The organism is Sediminicoccus rosea, assembly GCF_033547095.1.
GTDB classification, from domain to species: Bacteria; Pseudomonadota; Alphaproteobacteria; order Acetobacterales; family Acetobacteraceae; genus Roseococcus; species Roseococcus rosea.
In genome coordinates this window covers 615,574-640,546 of record NZ_CP137852.1, presented here as the reverse complement: position 1 = coordinate 640,546, position 24,973 = coordinate 615,574, and the positions used below count along the sequence as shown (strand labels likewise).

The following is a 24,973-nucleotide window of genomic DNA, read 5'->3' as shown; positions in this document are numbered from 1 at the left end:
GGTTGGATGATGCCCAGCGATCTCTACGGCGAACCCAGCCCCGAGGAGGGCCTGCCCGAGCCGCCCCCGCCCGAGGGGCCGGGCCTCTTCGGCTTCGATGATCCACCGCCCGCGCCCGCCGCCGCGCCGCCGCCCGCAGCGCCGGTGATCGCCGCACCACCGCCCGCCGCCAAGCCCACGCCCTATCGCGTGCTGGCGCGCAAATACCGCCCGCAGGTGCTGGACGACCTGATCGGGCAGGAGGCGCTGGTCCGCACGCTGCGCAACGCCTTCGCGCGCGGCCGCGTGCACCACGCCTTCCTGCTGACCGGCGTGCGCGGCGTTGGCAAGACCACCACCGCCCGCATCATCGCCCGCGCGCTGAACTGCGTGGGCGTGGACGGCAAGGGCGGCCCGACGGCCGACCCCTGCGGCGTCTGCCCCGAATGCGTCGCCATCCTGGCCGACCGCCACCCCGACGTGGTGGAGATGGACGCCGCCTCCAACCGCGGCATCGACGATGTGCGCGAACTGCGCGAGGCGCTGCGCTTCCGCCCGGCGCAGGGCCGCCAGAAGGTCTTCATCCTGGACGAGGTCCATATGCTGACGGAGCAGGCCTTCAACGCCCTGCTCAAGTCGCTCGAGGAACCGCCGCCCAACATTACCTTCATCCTCGCCACCACCGAGTTGCGGAAGGTGCCCATCACCATCCGCAGCCGCTGCCAGACCTTCTCGCTGAAGCGCGTGCCGGAAGAGCGCCTGCGCGGGCATTTCCACAACATCGCAGCGAAGGAGCAGGCGAGCCTGGAAGAGGGCGCCGTCGCCATGCTGGCCCGCGCCGCCGATGGCTCGGTGCGCGATGGCCTCTCCCTGCTCGACCAGGCGATCGCGCTGGCGGGCGATTCGGGCGCCGTCACCACCGAATCCGTGCGGGACATGCTGGGCCTGGCCGACCGCGCCCTGGTCTTCGACATCCTGGAAGCGGTGATGAACGCGGACCTGCCGCTCGCCATGCAGCGCATGGCCGAGGGGCATGAGCGCGGCGCCGAGCCGCTGACCATCATGCAGGACCTGCTCGAGCAGACGCACCTGCTCACGCGCTTCGCCGCCATCCCGGCCCTGGCCGAGGATATGGGCCTGCCGGAGAATGAGCGCGTGCGCGGCACCGCCCTCGCCGCGCGCCTCTCCGTCCCCATGCTGACCCGCGCCTGGCAGATGCTGCTGAAGGGCCTGGAGGAGGTGCTGGCCGCGCCCGACCGCCGCGCGGCGGCCGAGATGGTGCTGATCCGCCTCGCCCATGCGGCCGAGCAGCCGACGCCGGGCGAGATCCTGAAGCGACTCGAATCGGGCGGCGCCGTGCCGGCCGGCGGCGGTGCGCCCGCCCCCACGGGTGGCGGCGGCGGCATGCGGATGATGGCGGGCGGCGGGGCCGTGGCCAGCGCCGCGCCCGCCCCGGCCGCCCTCCCCCAGCCGACGCAATGGCGCGAGATCGCGGCCATCGCCTCGGCCGCCAACCAGGCGCTGCTGCACGCGCATCTGCTGCATGACGTGCACCCGGTGCGCGTCGCGCCCGGTCAGGTCGAGATCCGCGTGCGCCCCCAGGCGCCGCGCGACCTCGGTGCCCAGCTCAAGGCCCTGCTGGAGGAGCGCACCGGCGCCCGCTGGACGGTCGCGCTGAGCAATGCCGAGGGCGAGCCGACGCTGGCCGAACAATCCCGCGCGGCCGAGACCGACCGGCGTTCGGCAGCGCAGAGCCATCCCATCGTCCAGGCCATCCTGCTGGCCTTTCCCGGCGCGCAGATCGACGCGGTGCGCGACGAGACCGTGGATGAATACGGCCTGAAGCCCATCATCCGGGACGAAGAACCCGATTTCCCCGAATTCGCGCCGCCCGAGGCCGAATCCGCGGGGTTTGACCTTCCAGAGGAGGATTGAGTGAAGAATCTCGGCAATATGTTGAAGCAGGCCCAGCAGATGCAGACCCGCATGGCGGAGATGCAGGCCAAGCTCGAATCCACCGAGGTCGAGGGCCAAGCGGGCGCCGGGATGGTGAAGGTGAAGCTGACCGGCAAGGGCGAACTACGCCGCATCTCCATCGATCCCTCGCTGATGACGGCCGAGGATCGCGAGGTGCTGGAGGACCTGATCGTCGCCGCCCATGGCGATGCCAAGCAGAAGGTCGAGGCGATGATGGCGGAGGAGATGCAGAAGGCCACCGCCGGCATGAGCCTGCCGGCCGGCCTGAAGCTTCCCTTCTGATATTCCCCAAAAAACGCTGCGCGATTTTCCGGGGGCCCCGGGTTGGCGCTGATCCTGGGGACTGAGTTCCGCCCTCGCGGCGGAGCCGCTTCGGGGCACCGGGGGGCGGAAGGCAGGCTGCGCCCGCGGTGAGGGGGCTGGTTGGGATGGTGGGCTGTGCGGCCGAATGATCCTGTTGAGCATCTGATTCAGCTGCTGGCGAAGCTGCCCGGCCTCGGCCGGCGCAGCGCGCGGCGGGCGGCGTTGCGGATGCTCATGGCGCCCGAGACGCGCATGCTGCCGCTGGCCGATGCGCTGCGCGCGGCGGCGGAGGCGGTGAAGCCCTGCTCGCGCTGCGGCAACCTCGACGCCTCCGACCCCTGCCGCATCTGCACCGAGCCCGACCGGGACCAGGGCCTGATCTGCGTCGTGGAAGGTGTGGGTGAGCTCTGGGCGCTGGAGCGCGCGCACGCGCATCACGGCCTCTATCACGTGCTGGGCGGCACGCTCTCGCCACTCGCGGGAATCGGGCCGGAGGAACTCTCCATCGCGCCGCTGCTGGAACGCGCGAGCCTGCCCGGCGTGCGCGAGGTGATCCTGGCCCTGCCCGCGACGGTCGAGGGCGCCAGCACCGCGCATTACCTGGCCGACCGGCTGCGCCCGCTGGGCGTGCCGGTGACGCGGCTCGCGCAGGGCGTGCCCATGGGCGGCGCACTGGATGTGCTGGATGACGGCACGCTGGCGGCCGCGTTTAAAGCGCGGCGCTGAATTGTCCTGACAACCAAAGCGTGCCTATGCTGCCGAATGGTCGCGCCCCGCGCGCGCCAGGGTCGCGCGACTGCGCGCCAGGAAGGATGCGGCGATGGATATCGGGCCGGCCGACCGCGCAACACGCGGCGGCGTCGGGCAGATCAGGGGGATGGCGCTGCGCCGGCGGGTGCGGCTTGCGGGTGCCGCGCTCGCCCTGCTCATCGGCCTGGGCTTCGGCGCCCGCTGGCTCCATTTCCAGTTCACCCATGTCGTCCTCGATGACGCCCGTGTCGCTTCCGACATGGTCATCCTGGCCAGCCGCGTCCCCGGCTGGGTGCAGGCCCTGCCCGTCACCGCCGGCGATTCCGTGCGCGAGGGCGAATTGCTCGTGCAGATTGATGCCCGCGAAGCCACGCTGGCCGTCGAGGAGCTGAACGCCCGCCTCGCCGGCATCGCCGCCCGCCGTGCCGAGCTGGAGGCGCGCCTCGCCATGGTGGACCGGCAATCCGCCAGCCAGCACGCCGCCGCACTGGCCAAGCTCGACGCCGCGCGCTCCACCCTGCCCGCCGCCGAGGCCGAGCGCGACTTCGCGGAGGCCGAGCTCGGCCGCGCCGAGCGCCTGATCCAGACCGGCGCCGGCACCCGCCAGCGCGTCGAGATGCTGAGCGCCGCCCTGCACGCCGCCCGCCAGCGCGCCATCGCCGCTGCCGCCGAGATCCGCAACGCCGAGGCGCTGATGGCCCTGGCCCAGGCCGCCCGGGAGGAGATGCAGGTCATCGCGCGCCAGCTCGAATCGCTCGGGCCCCAGGAGCGCGAGATGACCGCCGCCCGCGACCGCGCCGCCCTCGACGTGGCCGACCGCACCATCCGCATGCCCTTCGACGGCGTGGTGGACCGCATCTTCATGGACCCCGGCGAATATGTGCTGGCCGGGCAGCGCATCATCATGGTGCACAGCCCCGCGCAGATCCGCATCGAGGCCAATGTCAAGGAAACCGACGTGCGGCATTTCCGCCCCGGCTCGCCCGTGACGGTCCGCGTGGATGCCTGGCCCGGACAGGTCTTCGCCGGCGTGGTGGACCGCATGGTGGAGGCCGCGACCAGCGAATTCGCCCTGCTGCCCAGCGCCAACCCCTCGGGCAACTTCACCCGCATCACCCAGCGCCTGCCGCTGCGCGTGCGCCTTGATCCCCCGCCGCCGCCCGGCCTGCTGCGCCCGGGCATGCTGGTGCGCGTGACCGGCGAAGCGCGCGGGTGAAGGACGGCCCCACCGTCGAGGAGCTCTTCGCCCGCTACGGGCCGAATTTCCGCTGGTGGGTGACGCTGACGGCGCTGACCGGCACCATCTCCACCATCCTTTCCTCCACCATCGTCGTCGTCGCCCTGCCCGATATCGTGGGCGCGCTGGGCATGGGGTATGAGGAGGGGCAGCTTCTCTCGACCGGCTTCCTGGCCGCGAATACCGGCTTCATGCTGCTGAACGCCTGGGCGGTGGAACGCTTCGGCTTCCGCCGCACCTACGGCTTCGCCATCACCGTCTTCATCATCGCCTCGATGCTGGCCGGCATCGCGACCTCGACGGGCGTGATGGTCGCCTGCCGCGTGGCGCAGGGGGCCGCCGCCGGCCTGCTGCAGCCCCTCTCCATGCAGGTGATCTTCCTCGTCTTCCCGCCCGAGCGGCGGGGCACCGCCATGGGCCTCTTCAGCTTCGGCGTCGTCATGGCGCCCGCCATCGGTCCGGCGCTGGGCGGCTTCCTGGTGGATGAGTTCTCCTGGCACGCGGTCTTCTTCCTGAGCCTGCCCACCGCGGCGCTCGGCCTGCTGATGAGCGCCTTCTTCATGCCGGGGCGGCTGGCGACCGGCGCCGCGCGGCAATTCGACTGGTTGGGCTGCGCGCTGCTCGCCATCGCCATCGGCACGCTGCTCTCGGGTCTCACCGACGGGCAGCATGATGGCTGGAATTCCGACCGCGTGATCGGCCAGCTCGCCGTGGCGCTCGTCGCCATCCTCGCCTTCCTGATCTGGCAGGGCATCACGCCCGCGCCGCTGATGAACCTGCGCGTCTTCCGCCATGGCGGCTTCGCGGCGGCCGCCTTGGTCGCCTTCATCTATGGCGGCGCCATCTTCGGCTCGACCTACCTGTTGCCGCTGCTGGTGCAGGTGGTGCAGGGCTACACGCCCACGCGCTCGGGCCTGATCATGATGCCGGGCGGCCTGGTCGTGGCCTTCGTCTTCCTCATGGCCGGGCGCATGGCGGATTTCGTGCCGCCCTGGATTCCGGTCTGCCTCGGGCTTGGCATCTTCGCCCTCTCCTGCTGGCTGATGCGCCTGGTCGGCACCGATACGCCCTTCTGGGAACTGGCGATCTGGATCCTGATCGGGCGCGTGGGCCTCGGCCTCACCATGCCGAACATGAATGTGGGCGCCATGCGCGCGCTGCCGCCCGCCCTGTTCGGCCAGGGCGCGGGGGCGATCAACTTCTTCCGCATGCTGGGCGGCGCCTTCGGCACCAACCTCCTCGCCGTCTATCTCGAACGCCGCACGCAGCTGCATGCCGAAACCCTCGGGCCGCTGGTGGATGGCGGCAGCGCCACGCTGGAAGCGCGCCGATTGCTGGAAAACCTTTACGCCCAGGGCGGATTGCCGGAAGTGATCCGGCGCGACGCGGCGCACGACTTCATGACGCGCATGGTGGAAGCCCAGGCGCAAATGCTGGGCTTCCGGGACGCCTTCCTGATCGTGGGCATCCTCTGCCTGATCGCGATCCTGCCGGGGCTGACGCTGCGGCAGAAACCGCCGGGGTACAGGCAATAAGGGGCTTTGCCCCTTAAACCCCACGAGGAAACTTAGTTTCCTCGACCTTCATTCAATCCGAATCAGGCGGGATGACGTTGGTGCGGAGGCCGCGGACCAGGACGTCACGCATCGTCTCGGCACTCTTCAAACGAATATCATCCCAGGCCTCGGGGCTGTGGAAGGCGATGTGGGGCAGGATGATCAGGCGGCCGCGCAGCCAATCCTCGCCCGCGCGATAGGCCTGCAGCAAGGGCGGCTCCGGCACCGGCGGCTCCACCGGCAGCACGTCCAGCCCCGCCGCCGCGATCCGGCCCGAGCGCAGGCCGGCCTCCAGCGCATCGAGATCCAGGATGGGGCCGCGCGCGGTGTTGATCACCACCGCGCCCTCCTTCAGCCGCGCCAGCTCCGCCGCGCCCACCAGGCCGCGCGTGTTGCGCGTGAGCGGCGTGTGGATGGAGAGCACGTCGCTTGCCTCCATCAGCGCCTCCAGGCTTTCCAGCCGCGTCACGCCGATCGCGCGGTCGGCGCCATTGGGCAGATGCGGATCGTAGAAAACCACGCGGAAGCCGAGCGCCTTGGCCCGCAGCGCCGCCGCGGTGCCGATACGCCCCAGGCCCAGCACGCCGAAGGTCTGCACATCGAAGCGCCGGACGATGGGGTTCTGGATCACGCCCCAGGCGCAGGGCGAGGGGCCGCGCATGGCGTCGTGATAAAGCGGAATGCCCCGGCGCAGCGTGGCGGCGAGGGTGACGGCCGTATCCGCCACCTCCTGCGTGCCATAATCGGGGATGTTGCAGACGGTGATGCCGCGCTCGGCGCAATAAGCGCGGTCCACGCGGTCATAACCCACGCCCATGCGGATCACGACCTTGAGCTTGGGGAATTTCTCCAGTGCCTCCCGGGGGACGGCGAGGCGCAGCGTCATCAGGCCATCGGCCTGGGCGCAGAGCTCATCCGGGAGCTCCATCAGCGCCTTTTTGGCGTTGCCCTGGAGGATGCGGACGGTGTCCCCCATCACGCGCTGCTCCAGCAGCGTGTCGGGGTAGAGGGATTCGGGTTCGAGGACGGTGAGTTTTTCTTGCATACGGGAAGGCTAGCCAGCGGGGGGCTGGGTGCCTAGCCGGGCTGGTTCTCGCGGTTCTTGGCGATGCGCTCCAACAGCGCCTTCTTCTCGGGCGTGCGGCGACGGCCGCTGTTGCGCATGACCTCCGGCGGCGGAAGGCGCACGCCGGCGGCGAGCTTGGCGGAGATTTCCGCCCAGCGCTGCTCAGGGGTGATGCGCTTCAGGGTCAAGGGAGAGGAACTCCGACAGGGTCATGGTCCCGGCCGTGTCCTGCCGGATACGCTGGTCAAGATAGTCCTCCGCCAGGCCCGATGCCAGGGCGAACATGGTCTTGGCCTGGATGAGCAGCTCCATATCCCGCCGATCCGAGGCAATCCATTGGCCAAGGCGGTCGGCGATGAGTTCCTCGGTCGGGGCCATCGGGACGCTGCCGCCCGGCATCTCGATAAGCCGGATGCGCGTCCGGTCACCATGCCCGTCGAAATAAGCCTTCGACACCACCTCCAGACCCAAGGGCAGTGTTGGATGATAGAAGCCGCCAAGCCGCCGCCCCGGACGATTCTCCTCGACGAAGCCGACGGCCAGAACGGCCTCGCGCAGTTCGGAATCCAGAGAGGAAAGCACGTCAAAATCGCCCGTGTGGATCTGCCCCGCCGTATCAAACTCCACCACCGCGCCGCCGACCAGGATCGGTAACGGCAGGCCGCGTTCGGCCAGGAGGGTGCAGGCCCGAGCCAGCAGGTTCAAGCCTTCGAGATACTCCGGCCGATAACCCTCACTCACATCGTCGCCCCCAACACCCAAGGCGCGAACTCCGCATCGCCAAACCCCAGCGCCTCGCTCTTCGTGGGCGCGCCGCTGGCCGTCGCCAGCATATGCCGGAAAATACGTTCCCCGCACTCCAAAACGCTCTCCCCCCCGTCCAGCACCGTCCCGCAATTGATGTCCATATCCTCCTCCATGTGGCGGAACATGGCGGTGTTGGTGGCGAGCTTGAGGGAGGGCGCGGGCTTGCAGCCAAACACGCTGCCGCGCCCGGTGGTGAAGCACATCAGGTTCGCCCCACCGGCTACCTGGCCCGTCGCGCCCACCGGGTCGTAGCCCGGCGTGTCCATGAAGACGAAGCCGGGTGCGGTCACCGGCTCGGCATAGCGCACCACATCCACCAGGTTCGTCGTCCCCGCCTTGGCCATGGCGCCGAGCGACTTTTCCAGGATGGTGGTCAGCCCGCCCGCCTTGTTCCCGGGCGAGGGGTTGGCGTTCATCTCCGCCCCCTCGCGCTCGGTGTAGGCCTCCCACCAGTGCATCACATCCACCAGCTTCTGCCCCACCTCGGGCGAGACGGCGCGGCGCGTCAGCAGATGTTCCGCCCCATAGGTCTCGGGCGATTCCGAGAGGATCACGGTGCCCCCATGCCGCACCACCAGATCGCTCGCCGCCCCCAGCGCCGGGTTGGCGGTGATGCCCGAATACCCGTCCGAGCCGCCGCATTGCAGCGCGACCTTCAGCGCGCTGGCTGGCACCGGCTCGCGCCGCACGGCATTGGCCTCGCCCAGCACCTCCTTCACGAAGGAGATCCCGGCCTCCACCGTGCGCCGCGTGCCGCCGCTCTCCTGGATGTTCAGCGTGCGCAGCCGCCCGGCCAGGCGCTGTTCCTCCAAGAGCCCGCCCAGCTGGTTCACCTCGCACCCCAGCCCGATGGCGATGACATGGGAAAAGTTCGGATGCCGCGCGAAGCCCGCCAGCACGCGGCGCAGCACGCGCAGCGGCTCGCCCTCCGTCATGCCGCAGCCGGTCTTGTGCGTCAGCGCCACCACGCCATCCACCGCGCCGAATTCGGCCAGCGGGTCCGGCCCATCGGTGAAGGGATTGCGCGTGAAGCTGCGCGCGATCAGGTCCGCCACATGGGCCGAACAATTCACGCTCGTGATGATGCCGATGTAGTTGCGCGTGGCCACGCGCCCATCGGCCCGGCGGATGCCCATGAAATGCTCCGGCACCGCCACCGGCTCGGTCGGCCGCGCATCCACGCCCCAGGCATAGTCGCGCGCGAAATCGCCCATCGCGCAGTTCTGCGTGTGCACCCATTCGCCGGGCGCGATGGGCTGCGTCGCGAAGCCGATGATCTGCCCGTAGCGGCGGATCTCCTGCCCCGGCGCATGCCCGCGCACCGCCACCTTGTGCCCCGCCGGGATGCGCGCACGCGCCACCACATTGGGCGCGACCGGCGTGCCCTCCGGCAGCGCGCGGCGCGCGATCACCACGCCATCTTCCTCATGCAGGCGGATCACCGGGGCATCCATGGCCATCTCTCCCAAAGGCTTTGGACCATCCTGCCCTGCGATTCCCCATTGCGAAAGACGCATGAAAACCGGCAGCATCTCGTCCAGAAAAAACCAACCCGAGGAAGTTTCCATGATCAGCCGTCGTTCGCTGGGCCTCTCGGCCCTCGCCGCCCCCTTCGTCTCCAACGCCGCGCTGGCGCAGGGCACGCGCCTGCGCTGGGCGCATGTCTATGAGGTGAACGAGCCCTATCATACCGAGGCGCTCTGGGCCGCGCAGCAGATCCAGCAGCGCACCAATGGCCGCTGGAACATCGAGGTCTTCGCCGCCTCGGCGCTCGGGAATGAGCCGCAGATCAACCAGGCGCTGACGCTGGGCACGGTGGACATGATCTACACCGGCGTGGCCTTCGCCGGCGCCAGCTTCCGCCCCATCGCCATCAGCCACGCGCCCTATGCGCTGCGCGACTACGCGCATTTCCAGGCCTACCGCGGCAGCGACCTGCACCGCGAGCTGGTGGCCGGCTATGACCGGCAGACCAACCATCATGCCGTGGCGCTGACCTATTACGGGGACCGCATGGTGACGGCGAACCGCAGCATCATGCAGCCCTCCGACATGCGCGGCCTGAAGCTGCGCGTGCCCCAGGCGCCCTCCTTCCTCATGTTCGCGCGCGCGGTCGGCGCCAACGCCACGCCCATCGCCTTCGCCGAGGTCTATCTCGCGCTGCAGAACGGCACGGTGGACGCGCAGGAAAATCCGCTGCCCACCATCCAGGCCAAGAAGTTCTTCGAGGTGCAAAGCCACATCTCGCTCACCGGCCACATCACCGACAGCCTGCTGACCATCATCGGCGGCGGCCTGATGCGGCGCCTGAACGAGAATGAGCGCGGCATCTTCCGCGAGGTGCTGGCCCAGGCGGCCGACCGCTGCGGTGCGGCGATCCGCACGCAGGAGCAGGAGCTGGCCGCCTGGTTCCGCGCCCAGGGCAAGACCGTGCAGACGCCCGACCGCGCGGCCTTCCGCGCCGCCTGCGTGCCGCTCCACAACGAGAATGTGGGCTGGACGCGCGCGCAGTACGACCGCCTGCAGGCGCTGTAGCCCTCAGGTCAGGGCGGCGAAAGCCTCGACCAGCTTGGTCGGCCCGCAGACGATCAACAGATCGTCGCGGGCGATGGTGGTGCCGGGCTGCGCGTGCACGAAATCCGTCCGTGGGCTTTTCACGCCGACGACGGTGATCCCGTATTTCGAGCGCAGCCGGCATTCCTCCAGCGTGCGGCCCACCGCCTCGCGCGGGGCACGCGTCTTCACGATGGCGAAGCCGTCGTCGAACTCGATGAAATCCATCATGCGGCCGGTGACGAGATGCGCCACGCGCTCGCCCATCTCCGCCTCGGGATAGACCACATGATGCGCGCCCGTGCGCTCCAGGATGCGGCCATGCTTGGGCCCCAGCGCCTTGGCCCAGATGTCCCCCACGCCGAGTTCGGCCAGGGCCAGCACGGTCAGCACGCTCGCCTCGAGGTCCGTGCCGATGCCGACCACGGCGCGGCCGAATTCCTGCACGCCCAGGCGCCGCAGCGTCTCGCTGTCCGTCGTGTCGGCCTGCACCACATGCGTCAGCCGGTCCGACCAGGACTGCACCAGCTCCTCGTTCTGGTCGATCGCCAGCACGTCATGGCCGAGGCGCACGAGCGATTCCGCCACGGCGCCGCCGAAGCGCCCCAGGCCGATGACGACGACGCCATTGTCGGAATGATCCTCAGCCAACGATGGGGCGCTCCTCTGGATAGCGGAAGGGGTTGCGGCGGCCGCGCAGGGCCAGTGCCGTCGCCACGGTGATGGTGCCGACGCGGCCCACGAACATCAACGCGACCAGCAACAAGTGCGCCGAGGGCGGCAACTGCCCCGTGATGCCGGTGGAGAGGCCCACGGTGGCGAAGGCGGAGACCACCTCGAACATCGCATCCCGCAGATGGACCTGTGCCAGGCTCAGCAGCAGGAGCGTGCCGAGGCCCACCATGCCGACCGCCAGCAGAACGACGGTCACGGCCTGGCGCTGCACCTCGGGCGAGACGCGGCGGCCGAAGGCGACGCTGTCCGGCTCGCCCCGCACCTCGGCCAGGATGAGCAGCAGCATGATGACGAAGGTGGTGATCTTGATGCCCCCCGCCGTGCCTGCGCTGCCGCCGCCGATCAGCATCAGGGCGGAGGTGACGCCGAGCGTCTGGTCGGTCATCTGGCCGACATCCACGGCATTGAACCCGCCCGAGCGCATCATCACCGCATGGAAGCCGGCGTTCAGCACCCGCGCCGCGGGGTCGAGCGCGCCCAGCGTGGCGGGATTGCCCCATTCATAGAGCAGGGTGGCGGCCCAGCCGATCGGCAGCAGCAGCGCCGAGCCCGCCAGCGTCAGCTTGGTGTGGAGCGACCAGCGCGCGGGCGTGCGCGGGGCGCGGCGGATATCGTGCAGCACCGGCATGCCGATGCCGCCCAGCAGGACGCCCAGCATGACCGGGAGCAGGATCAGCGGATCGAGCGCGAAGCGCGCCATGCCCTCGGAATAGGTGGAGAAACCCGCATTGTTGAAGGCCGAGACCGCGTGGAAGGCGCCGTTCCAGAGCGCATCCTCCCAGGCCTCGCCATGGGCGAGGCGCAGCCGCAGCGCGAGCATGGTGGCGAGCGAGGCCTGCGCCACCAGCGCCACCACCGCCACCAGCCGCAGCACGGCGGTGACATCGCCCAGCGCCAGCGCGCGGCTTTCCGCCTGGGCGGTGAGCCGCGTGCTGAGGCGCAGCCGGCGCGTCACCAACATGCTGAGCAGCGTGGCCGCGCTCATGATGCCGAAGCCGCCCACCTGCACCAGCGCGAGGATCACCACATGCCCGAAGGCGGACCAGTAGGTCGCGGTGTCCTGCACGATGAGGCCGGTGACGCAAAGCGCCGAGGTGGCGGTGAACAGTGCCGTGACGAAGGGCGCCCCGCCCCCGTCCGCCCGCGCCACCGGCAGCATGAGCAGCGCGGTGCCGAGCATGATGACGAGCAGGAAGGCCAGGGGCACCAGCCGGGCGGGATGCGTCAGCGCGGAGGGCACGTCATGCCCCCGCGACGCGCCGCATCCGCAGGATCAGCGCGCCCACCAGCGCGATCTGCGCGATGTTGAAGGCGATGCCCGCCCACCAGGCGGCGGCGTAGAAGCCCACGCCGTCATAGATCACGCCCGCCAGCCAGGCGCCGAAGGCCATGCCCGAGAGGCTGCACAGCAGCAGCGCCGGCACCCGCCAGGTCACCTCCACCGCCGGGAACAGTTCGCGCACCGCCAGCACATAGGCGGGCACCAGGCCGGCGAAGCCCAGGCCATAGGCGGCGGCGGCGAAGAACAGCCCGGCCTCGTCCTGCGTGACGAGGAAGCCCATCATGCCGATTGTCTGCGCGAGGCCCCCCAGCAGCACGGTCCAGAGGCCGCCCAGCCTGTCGGAGAGCCAGCCCCAGAATTGCCGCGAGAGGAAGGCGGCCAGCAGCAGCACGGAGAGCATGGCCGCCCCGCGCGAGCTGGCGATGCCGAGATCGCCGCAGAAGGCCACGAGATGCGCGGCCGGCATCGCCATCGGGATGCAGCAGAGGAAGCTGCCCAGCGCGATCAGCCCCAGCGCGAGGTTGGGCGACATGCCCAGCACGCGCGCCCCCGGCACGGCGCGCAGCGTGCCCGGCCCGCTCGGCTGCACGGGCGGCGGGCGCAGCAGCAGCGCCGCGGTCGCCACGATCACGGCCGAGGCCAGCGCGCCATAGACCAGCATGGTCCATTGCCAGCCAAAGGCCGCGATGCTGCGCTCGAAGACGCTCGGCCAGAGGAAGCCCGCGATGTATTGGCCGGAGGAGACGAGGGCCAGCGCCGTGCCGCGCCTCTTGTCGAACCAGAGCGAGACATAGGCCATCATCGGCGGGAACAGCGCGCCATTGCCGAAGAGCCCCACCCCCACGCCGATGCCCAGCAGCAGCGACCAGGTTTCCGCCAAAGAGGCGAGGGCCAGGCCCAGGAAAATGGCCACGCCGCCCATCATGGCGACGAAGCGCTGCCCGAAGCGCCCGGCCAGCAGCCCGCACAGCACGCCGCCGATCCCCGTGCCGAAATAGGCGAGCGAGGTGGCGAGCGAGGGCAGCGAACGGCCGGAACCCAGCGTCTCGGCAATGGGAACCAGGCCGATCACCACCGTCATCGGGCCACCGGCGGCGAGCGAGAGCATGGCCAGCGTGGCGCCCGCGATCACCCAGGAATAGCGGGTCTCGATACTGCCCGGGCTGATCATTCAGGTTTCTCCCCGGGCCAGTCTCGCTGGCCCGGGGAAGCACCGCAACCACTCATCCCGCGCAGCAGCTCGTCGTGCTGCGGGAGGGCGGCACGTCCAGCGCCGGGTTCTCGTCGAAGAAGCCGTCCGGATGCAGGGTGAAGCCGCAGGTGATGACGGGCTGCACCGGGAAATCCTCGGGGCGCGGAATGTGGTGCAGGCCGAAGCTGTGCCAGATCACCAGATCCTGCCCATCCAGCGGCCGGTCCGCCGCGACATAGGCGGGCAGCCCGTCGCCGCCGGCGCTCTGGTTCGGATAGCGCCCGGCGGCGAAGAGCTCCTCCGCGTCGAAGGCGGTGACCCAGAGGTGGCGCGTCATGAAGGCGGCGCGCCGCGTCACCATGGCCTGCGGGTGCGAGAAGGTGGGCAGCACGTCGCGCGCCAGCAGGCGATAGGCGGTGGGGGCGCCCATCTCGTTGCGCGCCGTCATGCTCTCGATGCGCCAGCTGCGGCAGGTCGCGAAATCGGCCATGCGCTGGGCCTCGCTTTCGCGCGCCAGCACGCGCTCCTGCACCATGAAGGCATTGCCATGGGGGTTTTCCGCGCCCATCGGCAGGGCCACCGTGTCCAGCTCCACCACGCGGTTGGCCGTGCCGTCCACATCGAGGTCGAGGCGCATGTTGAAGACATGCTGATGCAGCTGCGCATAAACGCCCGGCGCCACCATGGTGCCGAAGCGCGGCTGCTCGCCCGGCATGAGCGCCGCGGTGTTCATGATGCCGGTCGCCTTCACTTCGAAATGGATCGAGCCGTCCTGGTGGAAATACCAGAAGAGCCCGTATTCATAGTTGCCGATGGTGGAGATGGAGGAGATGACGAGCCGACGCGCGCGCCGCACCTCCACCTTCCCGGTGAACAGGTCGGTGTGCTTCCAGAGGATGCCGTGATCCTCCTCGTGCAGGCAGATGGCGTTCTCGATGCGATAGGGGTCGCCCTTGCTGTCGTTCAGCCAGGCGTCGAAGTAGCGGATGGCGCCCAGGCAGTCGCAGCCGAGTGTCAGCGAATTGGCCAGCACACCGAAGCCGTACTCGCCCACGTCGAAGGCGTTCTTGCGGAAATGGCCACCGCCGGGATGGGCATAGGGCACCACCATCTCCGAGAGGGCCGCGCGGTGCATGACGGGGCGGAGGCGGCCCTGGTCCTCATAGGTGATGGCATGGAGCGTCAGCCCCTCGCGCGCGTTGAAGCCGACGCGGAAGCGCCATTTCTGCCACCGCACCTCATGGCCCGTGACGGTGAAGCTCGGTCCCTCGGGCTGGGTGATGTCCAGCGCCTTGATGTCGGCGCGGAAGCTGTCGCGGAACTTGGCGGCGTAGTTGCGGTCACCCATCGGCACGGGGGCCACGCCGTAGTCATCCACCCGCAGCACCTCGGCGCGGTCGAGGTCGATGACGGCGCAGAGCCCCTCGATCGGATGGGCATAGGCATTGTCATCGGCGCTGCTGCGCAGCCAGCAGAAGGTATGCGAGAGGCGGCGGCCTTCCTCGTCCGGCAGGCCGTAATTGCCGGCGGACCAGGGGTCCACCTGCACCCGCTCCACATCTGTGATGCCGCGGCGGGCCAGGGCTTCCAGGAAGCGCGGATCGGCACGGGCGACGCGGCCCACCAGCAGGATATCGTCGAAGAGGATGCGCGGGCGCACACCCGGCCGCGGCGTCCAGGCGAGGACGCGATTGGCACGCAAATCCACCCGCGCCTCGAAGACGCGGCCATCCGTGCGGTCGAAGGCGCAGACGAAGGCGATGCGCGGGCAAGGCCGGGGGGCGGCGAGTTCTGCCTTGCCCGGCTCCTCCAGGGTGATGGTCTCGAACATCATGCCCGCGCCCAGGTCATGGGCGGCGCGCACGGCGGCGGCGGCGCTGCGGAATTCGTCGGGCGTCAGCGGATCGAGCGGATGGGTCGCCTCGTCTGAAACCGCCTGTGCCATGCTGGAGCCCTCCGCGCTGTGGGCGCCCAGGCTAGATCAACCAAGCTCAGCTTCGCCAGCCGAGACCCGCGCGGCGCATGCGGTGCAGAACATAGCCGGCCCAGAGCAACTGCACGGCGAGGGCCGGCGCGCCGACCAGCGGCTTCACCTCGGCGGGCACGTTCAGGAACCAGACGGCGAGCGCCGCATGGAACAGGGTGAAGCCCCAATGCATCCCGGCCACCACGCGCACGGGCACGCCCGCACGCTGCGCCATCTGGTAGAGATGCGAACGATGCGCGGCGCCCACGCGCTCACCCATCAGGGCGCGGCGCAGCAGGGTGAAGCCGGCGTCGAAGAGCAGGCCGAAGACGAGCAGGGGCACGATGAGGAAGCTCACCTGGCTCTGCTCGAAGCCGGCGGCGGCCACCGCCAGCACCGCCAGCATGAAGCCCGCGAACTGGCTGCCCACATCGCCCATGAAGATGCGCGCGCGGTGCAGGTTGAAGGGCAGGAAACCCAGGAAGCCGGCGGCGAGGAAGAGCGAGGCCGCATAGATGAAGCCGCCGCCCAGGCTGAGTGCGATGGCGGCCAGCGCGGCGCAGGCGATGACCAGCGTGCCGGCCACCAGCCCATCCAGCCCGTCCATGAAGTTCACCGCATTGGTGCAGCCCATGATCCAGAACAGCGTGATGAGCGTGCCGAGGAAGCCCAGCTCGACCACGCCGATGCCGGGCAGGGAGAGCCGGTGCAGCACGAGGCCGGACAGCACCGCGACCATCGCCGCGCCGAACTGGCAGACGAGGCGCAGCCGCGCCGACAGATCGCGCATGTCGTCCAGCAGCCCGACGGCGGCGATGGCGATGGCGGCGAGGATGACGCCGATGAACTGCCGCTCGGCGATGCGCGCGAAATCCGCCATCTGGTAGAGCGCCACCATGCCGACCACGAAGGCTAGCACAGGGCCGAGGCCACCGCCACGCGGCGTGACCACCGTGTGCGCGCTGCGCGCATTGGGCACGTCCAGGATGGGCCAACGGATCATCGCCATCACGACGAGGGCCGAAAGACCCACCAGCGGCAGGACCAGCAGGAGGTGGTTGAGGATGAGCGAGGCCGGCATGGATGCGGCAGCCTATGCCCCGCGCCGCCCCCCGCGGCAAGCGGGCCAGGAGGTTCCCCCCGGCCCCTGCCGTCTCAATCCGCCAGCCAGCGCCCCGGACCATGGTACCGGCGCATGCCGCCATCTTCGCCGAGGGAGAAGAGGTGCAGCCAGCCATTCTCGACCAGTTGCCGCACGCCCGCATGCTTGCCGAGAATGGCTTCCATCGCCGCCTCCGGCGCCTCGATCACGACGTGCAGGCGCATCGGCTCATGCCGCCACGCCGTGCCGTCATGCAGGGATTGCATCGGCAGACCCACGCGCAGGTCGCCGCCCTGGCCCTCGAGCACGCCCAGGCGGCCGGTGATGTTGTGCAGCACCTTGTTGCCCGACCCCATCGCGGCATTGTCCACGGTGGAGCCGTAATATTGCAGGTTGATCCAGTTCGCGACGACCATGGGCGCCGTCATGATCAGCTCCAGCACGCCGAAGCCCTTGTCCTCCTGCCACACATAGGAGTGCAGGAAGGCGCGGCCCTCGAGGTCGAGCCCCTGGGTGCGGCTGCGCGGCGCGACGATGAAGGCGGCGTTGTTCACCAACCCCCATTCCGGCCGCACCTCGGACCAGTCGGTGCTGCGGCGGGCGATCTCCGCATCCGGCGCGCCGCTGATGCCGAGGCTGCCGGCCCGGAAGCGCCGCGCGCGCTTCGAGGCCTCGTCCAGCCAGGCGCGCAATTGCCGGACGGCGGGGTCCGTCATGTCGGCGTCGTAGAGCGTGACCTCATCGGTCGTCGTGTCGTGCAGCCCGGCCAGGAAGCGCGTTCCGGGCGGGATGACGATGCCGCGCGGGGCGAGGCCGGCGCGCACCGCCGGGTCGTTCAGCACGGCCGCCGCCACGCGGGCATTGCTCTCGCCCGTGTGGCCGCCGCAGGCGCCGCAATCGAGGCCGGCGGCATGCGGGTTGTTCACGGTGCTGCTGCCATGGCCCGCGAGCAGCACGAGGGGCGCGAAATCATGCGTGAGCGAGAGCGCCCGCAGCACCGCCTCCGCCGCATCCAGCCGGGCGGCACTGGCGAAGCCATGCGCGCGCGTCTGCCAGGGCCGCGCCTCCAGGCTGGGACCGAGCCGCGCCAGCAGCGCGGGGTCCAGCCCATCGGCCTTGGGCGTGCTCCGCCCCAGCGTGCCGCGCACCAGCTCCGGCGCGGCGAGGAAGCCTGCGGTCTCGACATAGGCGAAGGACGAGACCGCGGAGTTGCGGAAGCTGTTCCACAGATCGGCCGCGCGGCGCTTCAGGCCGCGCTGCGCGGCAAGCTCCGCCTCCTCGGCCGGGGTGGCGCCCTGCACCGCCTCGCAGATGACCAGGCCGGGCTTGAGCAGCACGGGGCATTGCTCGGCGCCCTTCGCGTCCCCCAGGCGCACATATTCCAGCGCGAAGCCGAAGAAGCCGGCGAAACCGATGGTCTCGGCCTGCAGGGTCACCTCCTCCAGCGCGCGGCGATACACCTCGGAGCGGACATCGATGCAGAAGGCGGCCTGCACCAGCGGGGCGGGTGCCGCGCGCGACTTGCGCTGCGCGAGCTTGCCGCCGAGCTCCCGCCGGTAGCCGCGCTCATAGGCGTCGAGCAGCAGGAGGTCGGCCGCGAGATCGGGGGCGGCGGGTTCGGGCGTGTTCAGCCGCGCCTGCCAGGCCGCGCGGAAGGCGGGCTGGGTGTGATGCGCGTGCAGCGCCTGCTCCCAGGCGAGCCGGATGGCGAGCAGCTCGATCACGCCGTCATTCGCCTGGCCGTCCAGCTCACGCATCCAGCCCCGCTGCCGGAGTGCGGCGCCCCAGCCAGCAAGGCCGAGCAGAGCGCGGTGCAGATAGGCGGCGGGCTGCGCGATGCCGAGGGCGGCGAGGCTCGCTGCCGCACTCTCTGTCGCATCTGCCGGAAGCGAGGCGATGAGGGCGCGGAACCCGGTGAGGCCCGCCACCTCCGGCGCGCGGTCATGCCGGGCCGCGGCACGCCAGGCGGCGTAGAGCGGCTGGCCACGCCAGGGCATGCCCCAGCTCGCCTGGCCGTCATCGGCCCAGGCGGCGAGCCATTTCGCGATTTCCTCCGTCGTGACGCGCGTCCAGTCGGTGCCGAGGGTCGCGTCCAGCACGTCGCTCACCGTCATCGCGGCGGGCGAGAGCGGGGCCGGCGGGCGGGGTTGCTGGGCGACGGCGCGCAATTCATCGGGCGTCAGGCTGGCGCTGGCCGCCGCGATGGCAGCGGCGAGGTCGGCCTCGGTGATCCGGCCGCGCGCGAGGGCCTCAGCGAAGACCGCGCGCTCGGGCAAGGCGGGGCGGCCGCTGACCTGGCCCAGCATGGCCTGGGCCGCGCCGAAGGGCAGTTCCGAGAGGCCGAGGAAGGGGTTCACCGCCACGAAATCGGCCAGCGGCCACACCGGGGCGATGCGGTTCGCGGCCTGCCGCAGCGTCGTCACCATCATCGTCATCACACGCCTCCCTTGAGCGGCCAGTGCCTCGCCACCAGGCGGTTGCACCAGGCATTGACGTAGAACCCGTTGAACAGATGGACGTAGAAGGCCTGCAACGCGGGGCCTGCGCGGCCGCGCCGGCGCAGCACGTTCAGCACCAGCAGCGTGGCGAAGGCCAGGACGGTGAAGGCGGCCCAGAAGAGCGCGAAGGGGCCGCGCGGCACGGTCTGCTCCGGCAGGGCCGCGGCGAGCAGCCACTCGGCACCGGCCTGGAGCGCGAAATAGGCGACGCAGACGGCGAGCGCGAAGCCGCCGACGCGGAGCGCCACGAAGCGCGCCTCATCGCGCGCCATCAGCGCGCCGGCAAGCATGGGCGTCAGCCCCATCATCAGCGTGGCACCCAGAACGGCCACGCCGGGCTTCTCCAGGAAGGGCATGCCGAAGAGCGCACCCACCACCAGCACCATGAGCACGGCGACCGCCAGCGCGGGGATGAGCATGCGCAGCGGCAGCGGCGGCTGCGCGCCCGGCTTGCGCTCCGTGATGACCGAGCCGGCGGAGAGGAAGGCGTGCGCCTTGTACATGGCATGCGCCACGATGTGCAGCATGGCGGCGGCGAAGGCGCCGAGGCCGCATTGCAGGATCATGAAGCCCATCTGCGCGACGGTGGACCAGGCGAGCGCCACCTTCACGCTGGTCTGCGTCAGCATCACCGCCGCACCGAAGATCGCCGTCACGGCGCCGATCACGAGCAGCAGGTCGAGCGCCTGCGCCGAGAGGGCCACGAGGTCCGCCATGCGCACGATGAGAAAGCCGCCCGCATTGATGATGCCGGCATGCAGCAGCGCCGAGACCGGCGTCGGCGTTTCCATCACCTCGGGCAGCCAGCCATGCAACGGGAACTGCGCCGATTTCACGATGGCCGCGAAGGCGAGGAGCACGGCCGCGAGGTGAATCGCGATGCCCGGATCATCACTGCCCGAGAGCGCCGCCGTGGCCGCGAAGATCGCGCCGAATTCCAGCGTGCCGAAGCGGCCGAGGATGAGCAGCAGCGCCGCGATCAGCGCGACATCGCCGAGGCGGCTCGCCACATACTTCTTGCGGGCGGCGAGCTGCGCGCCATGCCGCTCGGGGTAGAAGACCAGCAGCCGGTGCAGGCAGAAGCTCGTCGCGATCCAGGCGGCGGCGAAGAAGAGCAGGTTGCCCGAGATGGTGAGCGCCAGCACGGAGGCGAGCGTATAGCCCAGCCAGCGGAAGAAGCGCGCCTGGCCCGCATCGCCGTCGAGATAGCGGCGGCTGTAGAGCGTCACGATCATCCCGATGAAGGCGACCAGCAGCAGCATCACGCCCGAGACGGCATCGAGATGCAGGAGGAAACCGCTGGCCCCACCGTTCAGCATCAGGCCCAGCGCCACGATGAGCGCGGCCGCGAAGGCGCCCATGGCCGCGAGGGTGACGCGGCGTCGCGAATCACCGGGCAGGGCTGCGGCGAGGACAAGCAGGGCGGGCGCCAGTGCGGCGATCCAGGGCATGCGGGAAACCTCCGAAGTCAGACGGGGGTCTCGTTAACTGGGTGCAATGCTTCTGGAAAATTCAAAGATTGGATGGTATCGTTCGGTTCAGGAGAACGATGAATGACCGGCCTGAACTACCACCACCTGCGCTATTTCTGGGCCATCGCACGCGAGGGCGGGCTGACGCGCGCGGCGCAGCGCCTCAATGTCGCGCAATCCGCGCTCTCCACGCAGCTCTCCGCGCTGGAGGCGCAGCTCGGCCAGAAGCTCTTCACGCGCGTCGGCAAGCGACTGGAACTCACCGAGGCCGGGCGCATCGCGCTCGACCATGCCGAGACCATCTTCCGGACGGGCGATGAGCTGCTGGACACGCTGAAGGGCCGCGGCCCCGACGCTCGCCGCGTGCTGCGGATCGGCGCCATCACCACCCTCTCGCGCAACTTCCAGCTCGAATTGCTGCGCCCGCTGATCGGCCGTGGCGATGTGGAGCTGGTGGTGCATTCCGGCCATCTGCGCGACCTGCTGGCGCAGCTCGATGCCCTCACCCTCGACGCCGTCCTCTCCAATGCGCCGGTCGCGCGCGATGCCGAGAAGGACTGGACCAGCCGCCTGCTGGACGAGCAGTCGGTCAGCCTGGTCGGCCGCAAGCCCAGGCGCGCCAGGCCCTTCCGCTTCCCCGACGACCTGCGCGAGACGCCCATCCTGCTGCCCGCGCTGGGCAGCTCCATCCGCGCGGGCTTCGACCTGCTGCTGGACCAGGCCGGCATCCGCCCCATCATCCTGGCCGAGGTGGATGACATGGCGATGCTCCGCCTGCTGGCGCGCGAAAGCCCGGGCGTCGCACTCGTCCCGCCCGTGGTGGTGCGGGACGAGTTGCGCCAGGGAATCCTGGTGGAGCGCTGCCAGGTGCCGGGGCTGGTGGAGGGGTTCTACGCGATCACGCGCAGCCGCCGCTTCCCCAACCCGCTCCTGGCGGAGTTGCTCGGCTAGAGCGCGCGCACCGCGCCCTGGAAGGCCTCAAGCGTCGCCGCGATGTCGTCCGCCGTGTGCGCGAGCGAGATGTAGTACTTGCTGTCGCCCTTCAGGATTCCGGCCTGCCGCAGATGCCGGTTGAAATGGCCCGCCAGCTTCGCATCCGCGCGCTGCATGTCGCGATAGTTGCGGATCTCGCCCTCGGCGAAGACCACGTCGAACAGCACCGGCTCGCCCACCACCTGGCCGGGCAGGCCGGCATCGCGCAGCAGCCGCGTCAGCCCGTCCATCAGCGCATGCCCCGTCGCGAAGGCGCCCTCATAGGCACCGGGCCGCTGCAGGATGTCGAGCGTGGCCAGCCCCGCGACCGAGGCGACCGGATTGCCCGAGAGCGTACCCACCTGCATCAGGAAGCCGTCATCGCCGACACGCGCGCGGTCGAAATGCGCCATGATGTCGGCGCGGCCGGCGATGGCGGCGAGCGGGAAGCCACCGCCGATGATCTTGCCGAGCGTGCAGAGATCCGGCGTCACGCCGTAATATTCCTGCGCGCCACCAGCACCTCATCGCGCACCCGGGCGGAGATGCCGGCGCTGTCCGGGATGGCCTGCGGGAAATTGGCGGCGCGCTTGGGCGAGAGGCTCATCAGCCCGTGGTCGCTCATGCCGTGATAGCCGCCCTCGAACTTCAGGATTTTCTCCCGCCCGCGGAAGGCGCGGGCCACGCGCATCGCATACATGTCCGCCTCAGAGCCGGAGCTGACGAAGCGGATCTGGTCCGCACAGGCCATCGCATCCACGATCCGCGCGGCGAGCTGGATACCGGCTGGATTATTGGCGAAGAAGGTGGTGCCGAGCGGCACCTGCGCCATCACCGCTGCCGTCACCTCCGGATGCGCGTGGCCCACGAACATGGGGCCGGAACCGAGCAGGTAATCGATGTATTCGCGGCCCTCGCTGTCCCAGACATGGGCGCCCTCGCCGCGCACCATGGCGAGGTCACTCGCGAGGTTGCCGAAATGCCCGGCGGGAAGAACCCGGTGAGCAATTTGCGTCAGCTCGTTCATGGCATCACCGCCTCGCCCAGCGTCTGCATCAGGCGGTTGGCGTTGGCGAACATGGCGACCGAGAGGATGATGTCGAGGATCTCGGCATCCTCCATCCCTTCATCGCGCAGGCGCTGCACGTCCTCCTTGCTGGCGGCGGAAGGCGTGGCGGCGAGCTTCACGGAGAAATCCACGATGGCGCGCGGGCGGGAGGGCATCTCCACCTCCACGCCATCCTTCATCAGCCGCTGCATCAGGTCGGCGTCGCCCTTCATCTGCACGTAGCGCAGCGCGTGCACGCTGGCGCAATAGGGGCAGCCATTCAGGCGGGATTCGGCGGTGGCGGCCAGTTCGCGCTCGGCGCGGGAGGCGCCGCGCGGGCCATACATGATGGTGTTGAACAGCTTGGAGCGCTGGCGCAGCACCTCCGCCTCCTGCACCAGCAGCAGGTAGTAGGGGTTCTCCTTCGCCTTGGCGTGGCTCTCCTCCAGCACCTTGATCTCGTCCGGCGTGGCCTTGGCGATGTCGAGAACGGGTGCCCAGGCCTTCCAGTTCAGGCTCTGCATCGGGAAGCCGAAATCATGGGTGCTCTTCATGCCGCGTCCTCCAGCAGGCGAAGGCCGGCCAGCAGCCGGGCCTGCATGTTCACATGCGCGATGAGCTGCCCCAGCATCACCACGTCGCGCGGCGCGAGGCCGGCGGCCATCAGCGTGCCGATCGCCTCGGGCGAGGCGCGGTCGGGCGTGCGGGTGATCAGGGTCGCGTAGTCGAGCAGCACGGGAAGGCGCGGCGACCCTCCGGCGCGGGCCTGATGATGCGCGGCCAGCGCGGCTTCCGCGTTCAGCTCGGCCACATGGCGCGCCACCGCGTGCCGCTCGGCGGTGGTGAGGCCGCTTGCGCCCTGGAAGATCGCGGCCTCGTAGCCGGCCAGGCTCGCGCGCACATCGGGGCGCAGCGCGCGCAACCCGTCCAGCCTGCTGCCGGGCGTGATGCCCGCCAACTCGTCAATCAGATCCCGCATGGCCACTTCCTCTTGTTATCGCGGCACGAAGAATGGCGTGCCTTCCAGCTCCGGCTCGTCGAAGGCCTCCAGCTCGCGCCGCAGCGCGCCGATCTCGGCCTGGAACAGATGGCGCAGGATGGCGGTGGAGACCTTCTCACCCGCCACCGCAACGCCCGGAATGTCGCTCGCGATGCCGCCATGGGTCGCATGCGCGCCGTAATTCATCAGATGGATCAGCCCCAGCTCCGGCGGGGCGGATGCATCGCGCGGCTGCAATTCCAGGCCGGGGCCGAGGAAGGGGAAGGCCGCCATTTCCGGACGCTGCAGCGCCTCCGGCGGCGTGTAGCGATCCTGCCAGCGGGCGATGTGCGGCGCGAAATCCGCCAGCTCCGGCACGCGGTCCATGTCCACGACGAAGCCGGTGCCGATGATGAGGAAGTCATGCGTGACCTCGCGGTCCGCCAGCTCGATCACCACGCCCCGGCCGCCGCGCCGCGCGCTTTTCGTCGGGCTGGAAAGATGGATGTGGAAGCCCGGCAGCTTCAGCGCGCGCTTCACCGTTTCATGCGGCGGCGGCGCTTGCGCGTCATGCATGTAGACGATGAGATTCCAGCGCTCCTCCAGGCTCAGCGCGTCCCAGCCCATGTGGAAGCCGGGGCCGGCGCTGCCGCGGCCCTTGTTGATCTGCGGCAGGGTGGCGCGGCGCACATACATGTGCGCCTCGGCGGCGCCCTGCTCCAAGGCCGTCGCCGCATTGTCCCAGGCCGAGGCGCCGCCACCGATCAGGCCGAGGCTCTTGCCACGGAGCGCGGCAAAATCGATCGGCGTGGGGGCCAGCGCGGCCAGCTCGGGGAAGAGGTCCGGTGCCACGAAATTCGGGCGATGCAGGCCACCGGCGCCGGCGCGGCCCGTCGCCATCACCACGCGGCGGGCGAGCATGCTCCGGCCATCCGAGAGCGTGAGGCGCAGCAGCCCCTCGGCCGGGCTGATGCGCGTGACGCGCACGCCATGGTTGACGGGCAGGCGCAGCACGCGCTGCAGCCAGCTCAGGTAATCCTGCCAGGTGGCGTTGTGGATCTTGTAGAGCGCCTCCCAGGCCTCGAGGCCGAAGCTCGCCTCATACCAGGCGCGGAAGGTAAGCGAGGGGATGCCGAAGCAGGGGCCCGGCAGCGTCTTGGGCGAGCGCAGCGTGTCCATCCGCGCTGTTGTCACCCAGGGGCCTTCCTGGCCGGGCGCGCTTTCCTCCAGCACGGCGATGTTCCGGATACCCTTGAAGATCAGCGCACCGGCGGCGGCGATGCCGTTCATGCCGGCGCCGATCACCACCACGTCCCGCACATCCACGCCGTCCCGCGCGAGCGGCGGCACCCAGGCGCGCGGCGGCAGGTTCAGCATCTCGAGATCCCGCGCCACCTGCGCCTCGTGCCGTGCGAGACCCCCGGGGATGTTGCGGGGGATGATCCGCGTCGTCTGGTTCATGCGGCGCCACTTTGCTGCATTGCGGCATTCATCGTGTC

At 70.1% G+C, this 24,973-nt stretch carries 23 protein-coding genes; 7 read left to right on the top strand and 16 right to left on the bottom strand.

Going from position 1 to position 24,973, the window contains the following annotated elements; genetic code table 11:
* The first annotated feature begins 9 nt into the window (after positions 1–9).
* From R9Z33_RS03095 to R9Z33_RS03075, 5 genes are all read left to right on the top strand, one after another.
* Complete coding sequence (locus R9Z33_RS03095; RefSeq protein WP_318651605.1) at positions 10–1,914, top strand: DNA polymerase III subunit gamma/tau; 1,905 nt, start codon at positions 10–12, stop codon at positions 1,912–1,914.
* The gene (locus tag R9Z33_RS03090; protein ID WP_318649845.1) at positions 1,915–2,238 is read left to right on the top strand and encodes a YbaB/EbfC family nucleoid-associated protein; all 324 of its coding nucleotides are present in this window, start codon (positions 1,915–1,917) and stop codon (positions 2,236–2,238) included. It begins immediately after the preceding gene.
* A 156-nt stretch (positions 2,239–2,394) separates the two neighbouring features.
* Positions 2,395–2,985, top strand: a complete 591-nt coding sequence (gene recR, locus R9Z33_RS03085) for a recombination mediator RecR (protein ID WP_318649844.1) — start codon at positions 2,395–2,397, stop codon at positions 2,983–2,985.
* Between the two features lie 94 nt (positions 2,986–3,079).
* Positions 3,080–4,225: an HlyD family secretion protein gene (locus tag R9Z33_RS03080; protein ID WP_318649843.1), complete on the top strand. Its 1,146-nt coding sequence runs from the start codon at positions 3,080–3,082 to the stop codon at positions 4,223–4,225.
* Positions 4,222–5,781, top strand: coding sequence for a DHA2 family efflux MFS transporter permease subunit (locus tag R9Z33_RS03075; protein WP_318649842.1), 1,560 nt, complete (start codon positions 4,222–4,224; stop codon positions 5,779–5,781). Before R9Z33_RS03080 ends, R9Z33_RS03075 begins: the two co-directional genes overlap by 4 nt.
* A 52-nt stretch (positions 5,782–5,833) precedes the next feature.
* Here R9Z33_RS03075 and R9Z33_RS03070 read toward each other — a convergent pair whose 3' ends face one another.
* The 4 genes from R9Z33_RS03070 to R9Z33_RS03055 are packed head-to-tail and all read right to left on the bottom strand — an operon-like array spanning position 5,834 to position 9,129.
* Positions 5,834–6,847 carry a C-terminal binding protein gene (locus tag R9Z33_RS03070; protein ID WP_318649841.1) on the bottom strand — a complete coding sequence of 338 codons (1,014 nt, stop codon included), beginning with the start codon at positions 6,845–6,847 and terminating at the stop codon, positions 5,834–5,836.
* Between the two features lie 32 nt (positions 6,848–6,879).
* Positions 6,880–7,056, bottom strand: a complete 177-nt coding sequence (locus tag R9Z33_RS03065) for a hypothetical protein (protein ID WP_318649840.1) — start codon at positions 7,054–7,056, stop codon at positions 6,880–6,882.
* Positions 7,031–7,609, bottom strand: a complete 579-nt coding sequence (locus R9Z33_RS03060) for a hypothetical protein (protein ID WP_318649839.1) — start codon at positions 7,607–7,609, stop codon at positions 7,031–7,033. Before R9Z33_RS03060 ends, R9Z33_RS03065 begins: the two co-directional genes overlap by 26 nt.
* A complete protein-coding gene (locus R9Z33_RS03055) occupies positions 7,606–9,129 on the bottom strand; it encodes a UxaA family hydrolase (RefSeq protein WP_318649838.1) in 1,524 nt (507 codons plus the stop codon). Before R9Z33_RS03055 ends, R9Z33_RS03060 begins: the two co-directional genes overlap by 4 nt.
* A gap of 112 nt (positions 9,130–9,241) precedes the next feature.
* On the opposite strand from R9Z33_RS03055, the gene R9Z33_RS03050 reads away from it, so the two are divergent.
* Positions 9,242–10,210 (top strand): sialic acid TRAP transporter substrate-binding protein SiaP, encoded by a 969-nt coding sequence (locus R9Z33_RS03050; RefSeq protein WP_318649837.1) that lies wholly within the window; start codon positions 9,242–9,244, stop codon positions 10,208–10,210.
* Between the two features lie 3 nt (positions 10,211–10,213).
* Here the strand turns inward: R9Z33_RS03050 and R9Z33_RS03045 are convergent, their stop codons facing one another.
* The 7 genes from R9Z33_RS03045 to R9Z33_RS03015 form a co-directional block, all read right to left on the bottom strand.
* On the bottom strand, positions 10,214–10,879 hold the full coding sequence (locus R9Z33_RS03045; RefSeq protein ID WP_318649836.1) for a potassium channel family protein: 666 nt from the start codon (positions 10,877–10,879) through the stop codon (positions 10,214–10,216).
* A complete protein-coding gene (locus R9Z33_RS03040; protein ID WP_318649835.1) occupies positions 10,872–12,203 on the bottom strand; it encodes a TrkH family potassium uptake protein in 1,332 nt (443 codons plus the stop codon). The genes R9Z33_RS03045 and R9Z33_RS03040 overlap by 8 nt, the downstream gene beginning before the upstream one ends.
* A gap of 1 nt (position 12,204) precedes the next feature.
* Positions 12,205–13,416: an MFS transporter gene (locus R9Z33_RS03035; RefSeq protein ID WP_318649834.1), complete on the bottom strand. Its 1,212-nt coding sequence runs from the start codon at positions 13,414–13,416 to the stop codon at positions 12,205–12,207.
* A gap of 52 nt (positions 13,417–13,468) precedes the next feature.
* Positions 13,469–15,382 carry a primary-amine oxidase gene (locus tag R9Z33_RS03030; protein ID WP_318649832.1) on the bottom strand — a complete coding sequence of 638 codons (1,914 nt, stop codon included), beginning with the start codon at positions 15,380–15,382 and terminating at the stop codon, positions 13,469–13,471.
* Positions 15,383–15,428: 46 nt separating this feature from the next.
* Positions 15,429–16,484 carry a glycosyltransferase family 4 protein gene (locus R9Z33_RS03025; RefSeq protein WP_318649831.1) on the bottom strand — a complete coding sequence of 352 codons (1,056 nt, stop codon included), beginning with the start codon at positions 16,482–16,484 and terminating at the stop codon, positions 15,429–15,431.
* Positions 16,485–16,558: 74 nt separating this feature from the next.
* Positions 16,559–18,940: a YbcC family protein gene (locus R9Z33_RS03020; protein WP_318649830.1), complete on the bottom strand. Its 2,382-nt coding sequence runs from the start codon at positions 18,938–18,940 to the stop codon at positions 16,559–16,561.
* The gene (locus R9Z33_RS03015; protein ID WP_318649829.1) at positions 18,940–20,454 is read right to left on the bottom strand and encodes an NADH-quinone oxidoreductase subunit L; all 1,515 of its coding nucleotides are present in this window, start codon (positions 20,452–20,454) and stop codon (positions 18,940–18,942) included. Before R9Z33_RS03015 ends, R9Z33_RS03020 begins: the two co-directional genes overlap by 1 nt.
* Before the next feature lie 102 nt (positions 20,455–20,556).
* On the opposite strand from R9Z33_RS03015, the gene R9Z33_RS03010 reads away from it, so the two are divergent.
* A complete protein-coding gene (locus tag R9Z33_RS03010) occupies positions 20,557–21,426 on the top strand; it encodes a LysR family transcriptional regulator (protein ID WP_318649828.1) in 870 nt (289 codons plus the stop codon).
* On the opposite strand, the gene R9Z33_RS03005 is transcribed toward R9Z33_RS03010, so the two are convergent.
* From R9Z33_RS03005 to R9Z33_RS02985, 5 genes are read right to left on the bottom strand one after another with little or no spacing between them, the layout of a single operon-like run.
* On the bottom strand, positions 21,423–21,941 hold the full coding sequence (locus tag R9Z33_RS03005; RefSeq protein WP_318649827.1) for an aminotransferase class III-fold pyridoxal phosphate-dependent enzyme: 519 nt from the start codon (positions 21,939–21,941) through the stop codon (positions 21,423–21,425). The genes R9Z33_RS03010 and R9Z33_RS03005 overlap by 4 nt on opposite strands.
* The gene (locus tag R9Z33_RS03000) at positions 21,938–22,474 is read right to left on the bottom strand and encodes an aminotransferase class III-fold pyridoxal phosphate-dependent enzyme (protein WP_318649826.1); all 537 of its coding nucleotides are present in this window, start codon (positions 22,472–22,474) and stop codon (positions 21,938–21,940) included. Before R9Z33_RS03000 ends, R9Z33_RS03005 begins: the two co-directional genes overlap by 4 nt.
* Entirely contained in the window at positions 22,471–23,049 is a 579-nt protein-coding gene (locus tag R9Z33_RS02995) for a peroxidase-related enzyme (protein ID WP_318649825.1), read from the bottom strand. Before R9Z33_RS02995 ends, R9Z33_RS03000 begins: the two co-directional genes overlap by 4 nt.
* Positions 23,046–23,474 carry a hypothetical protein gene (locus tag R9Z33_RS02990; protein WP_318649824.1) on the bottom strand — a complete coding sequence of 143 codons (429 nt, stop codon included), beginning with the start codon at positions 23,472–23,474 and terminating at the stop codon, positions 23,046–23,048. Before R9Z33_RS02990 ends, R9Z33_RS02995 begins: the two co-directional genes overlap by 4 nt.
* Before the next feature lie 15 nt (positions 23,475–23,489).
* Positions 23,490–24,935, bottom strand: a complete 1,446-nt coding sequence (locus R9Z33_RS02985) for an NAD(P)/FAD-dependent oxidoreductase (RefSeq protein WP_318649823.1) — start codon at positions 24,933–24,935, stop codon at positions 23,490–23,492.
* Positions 24,936–24,973 lie beyond the last annotated feature (38 nt).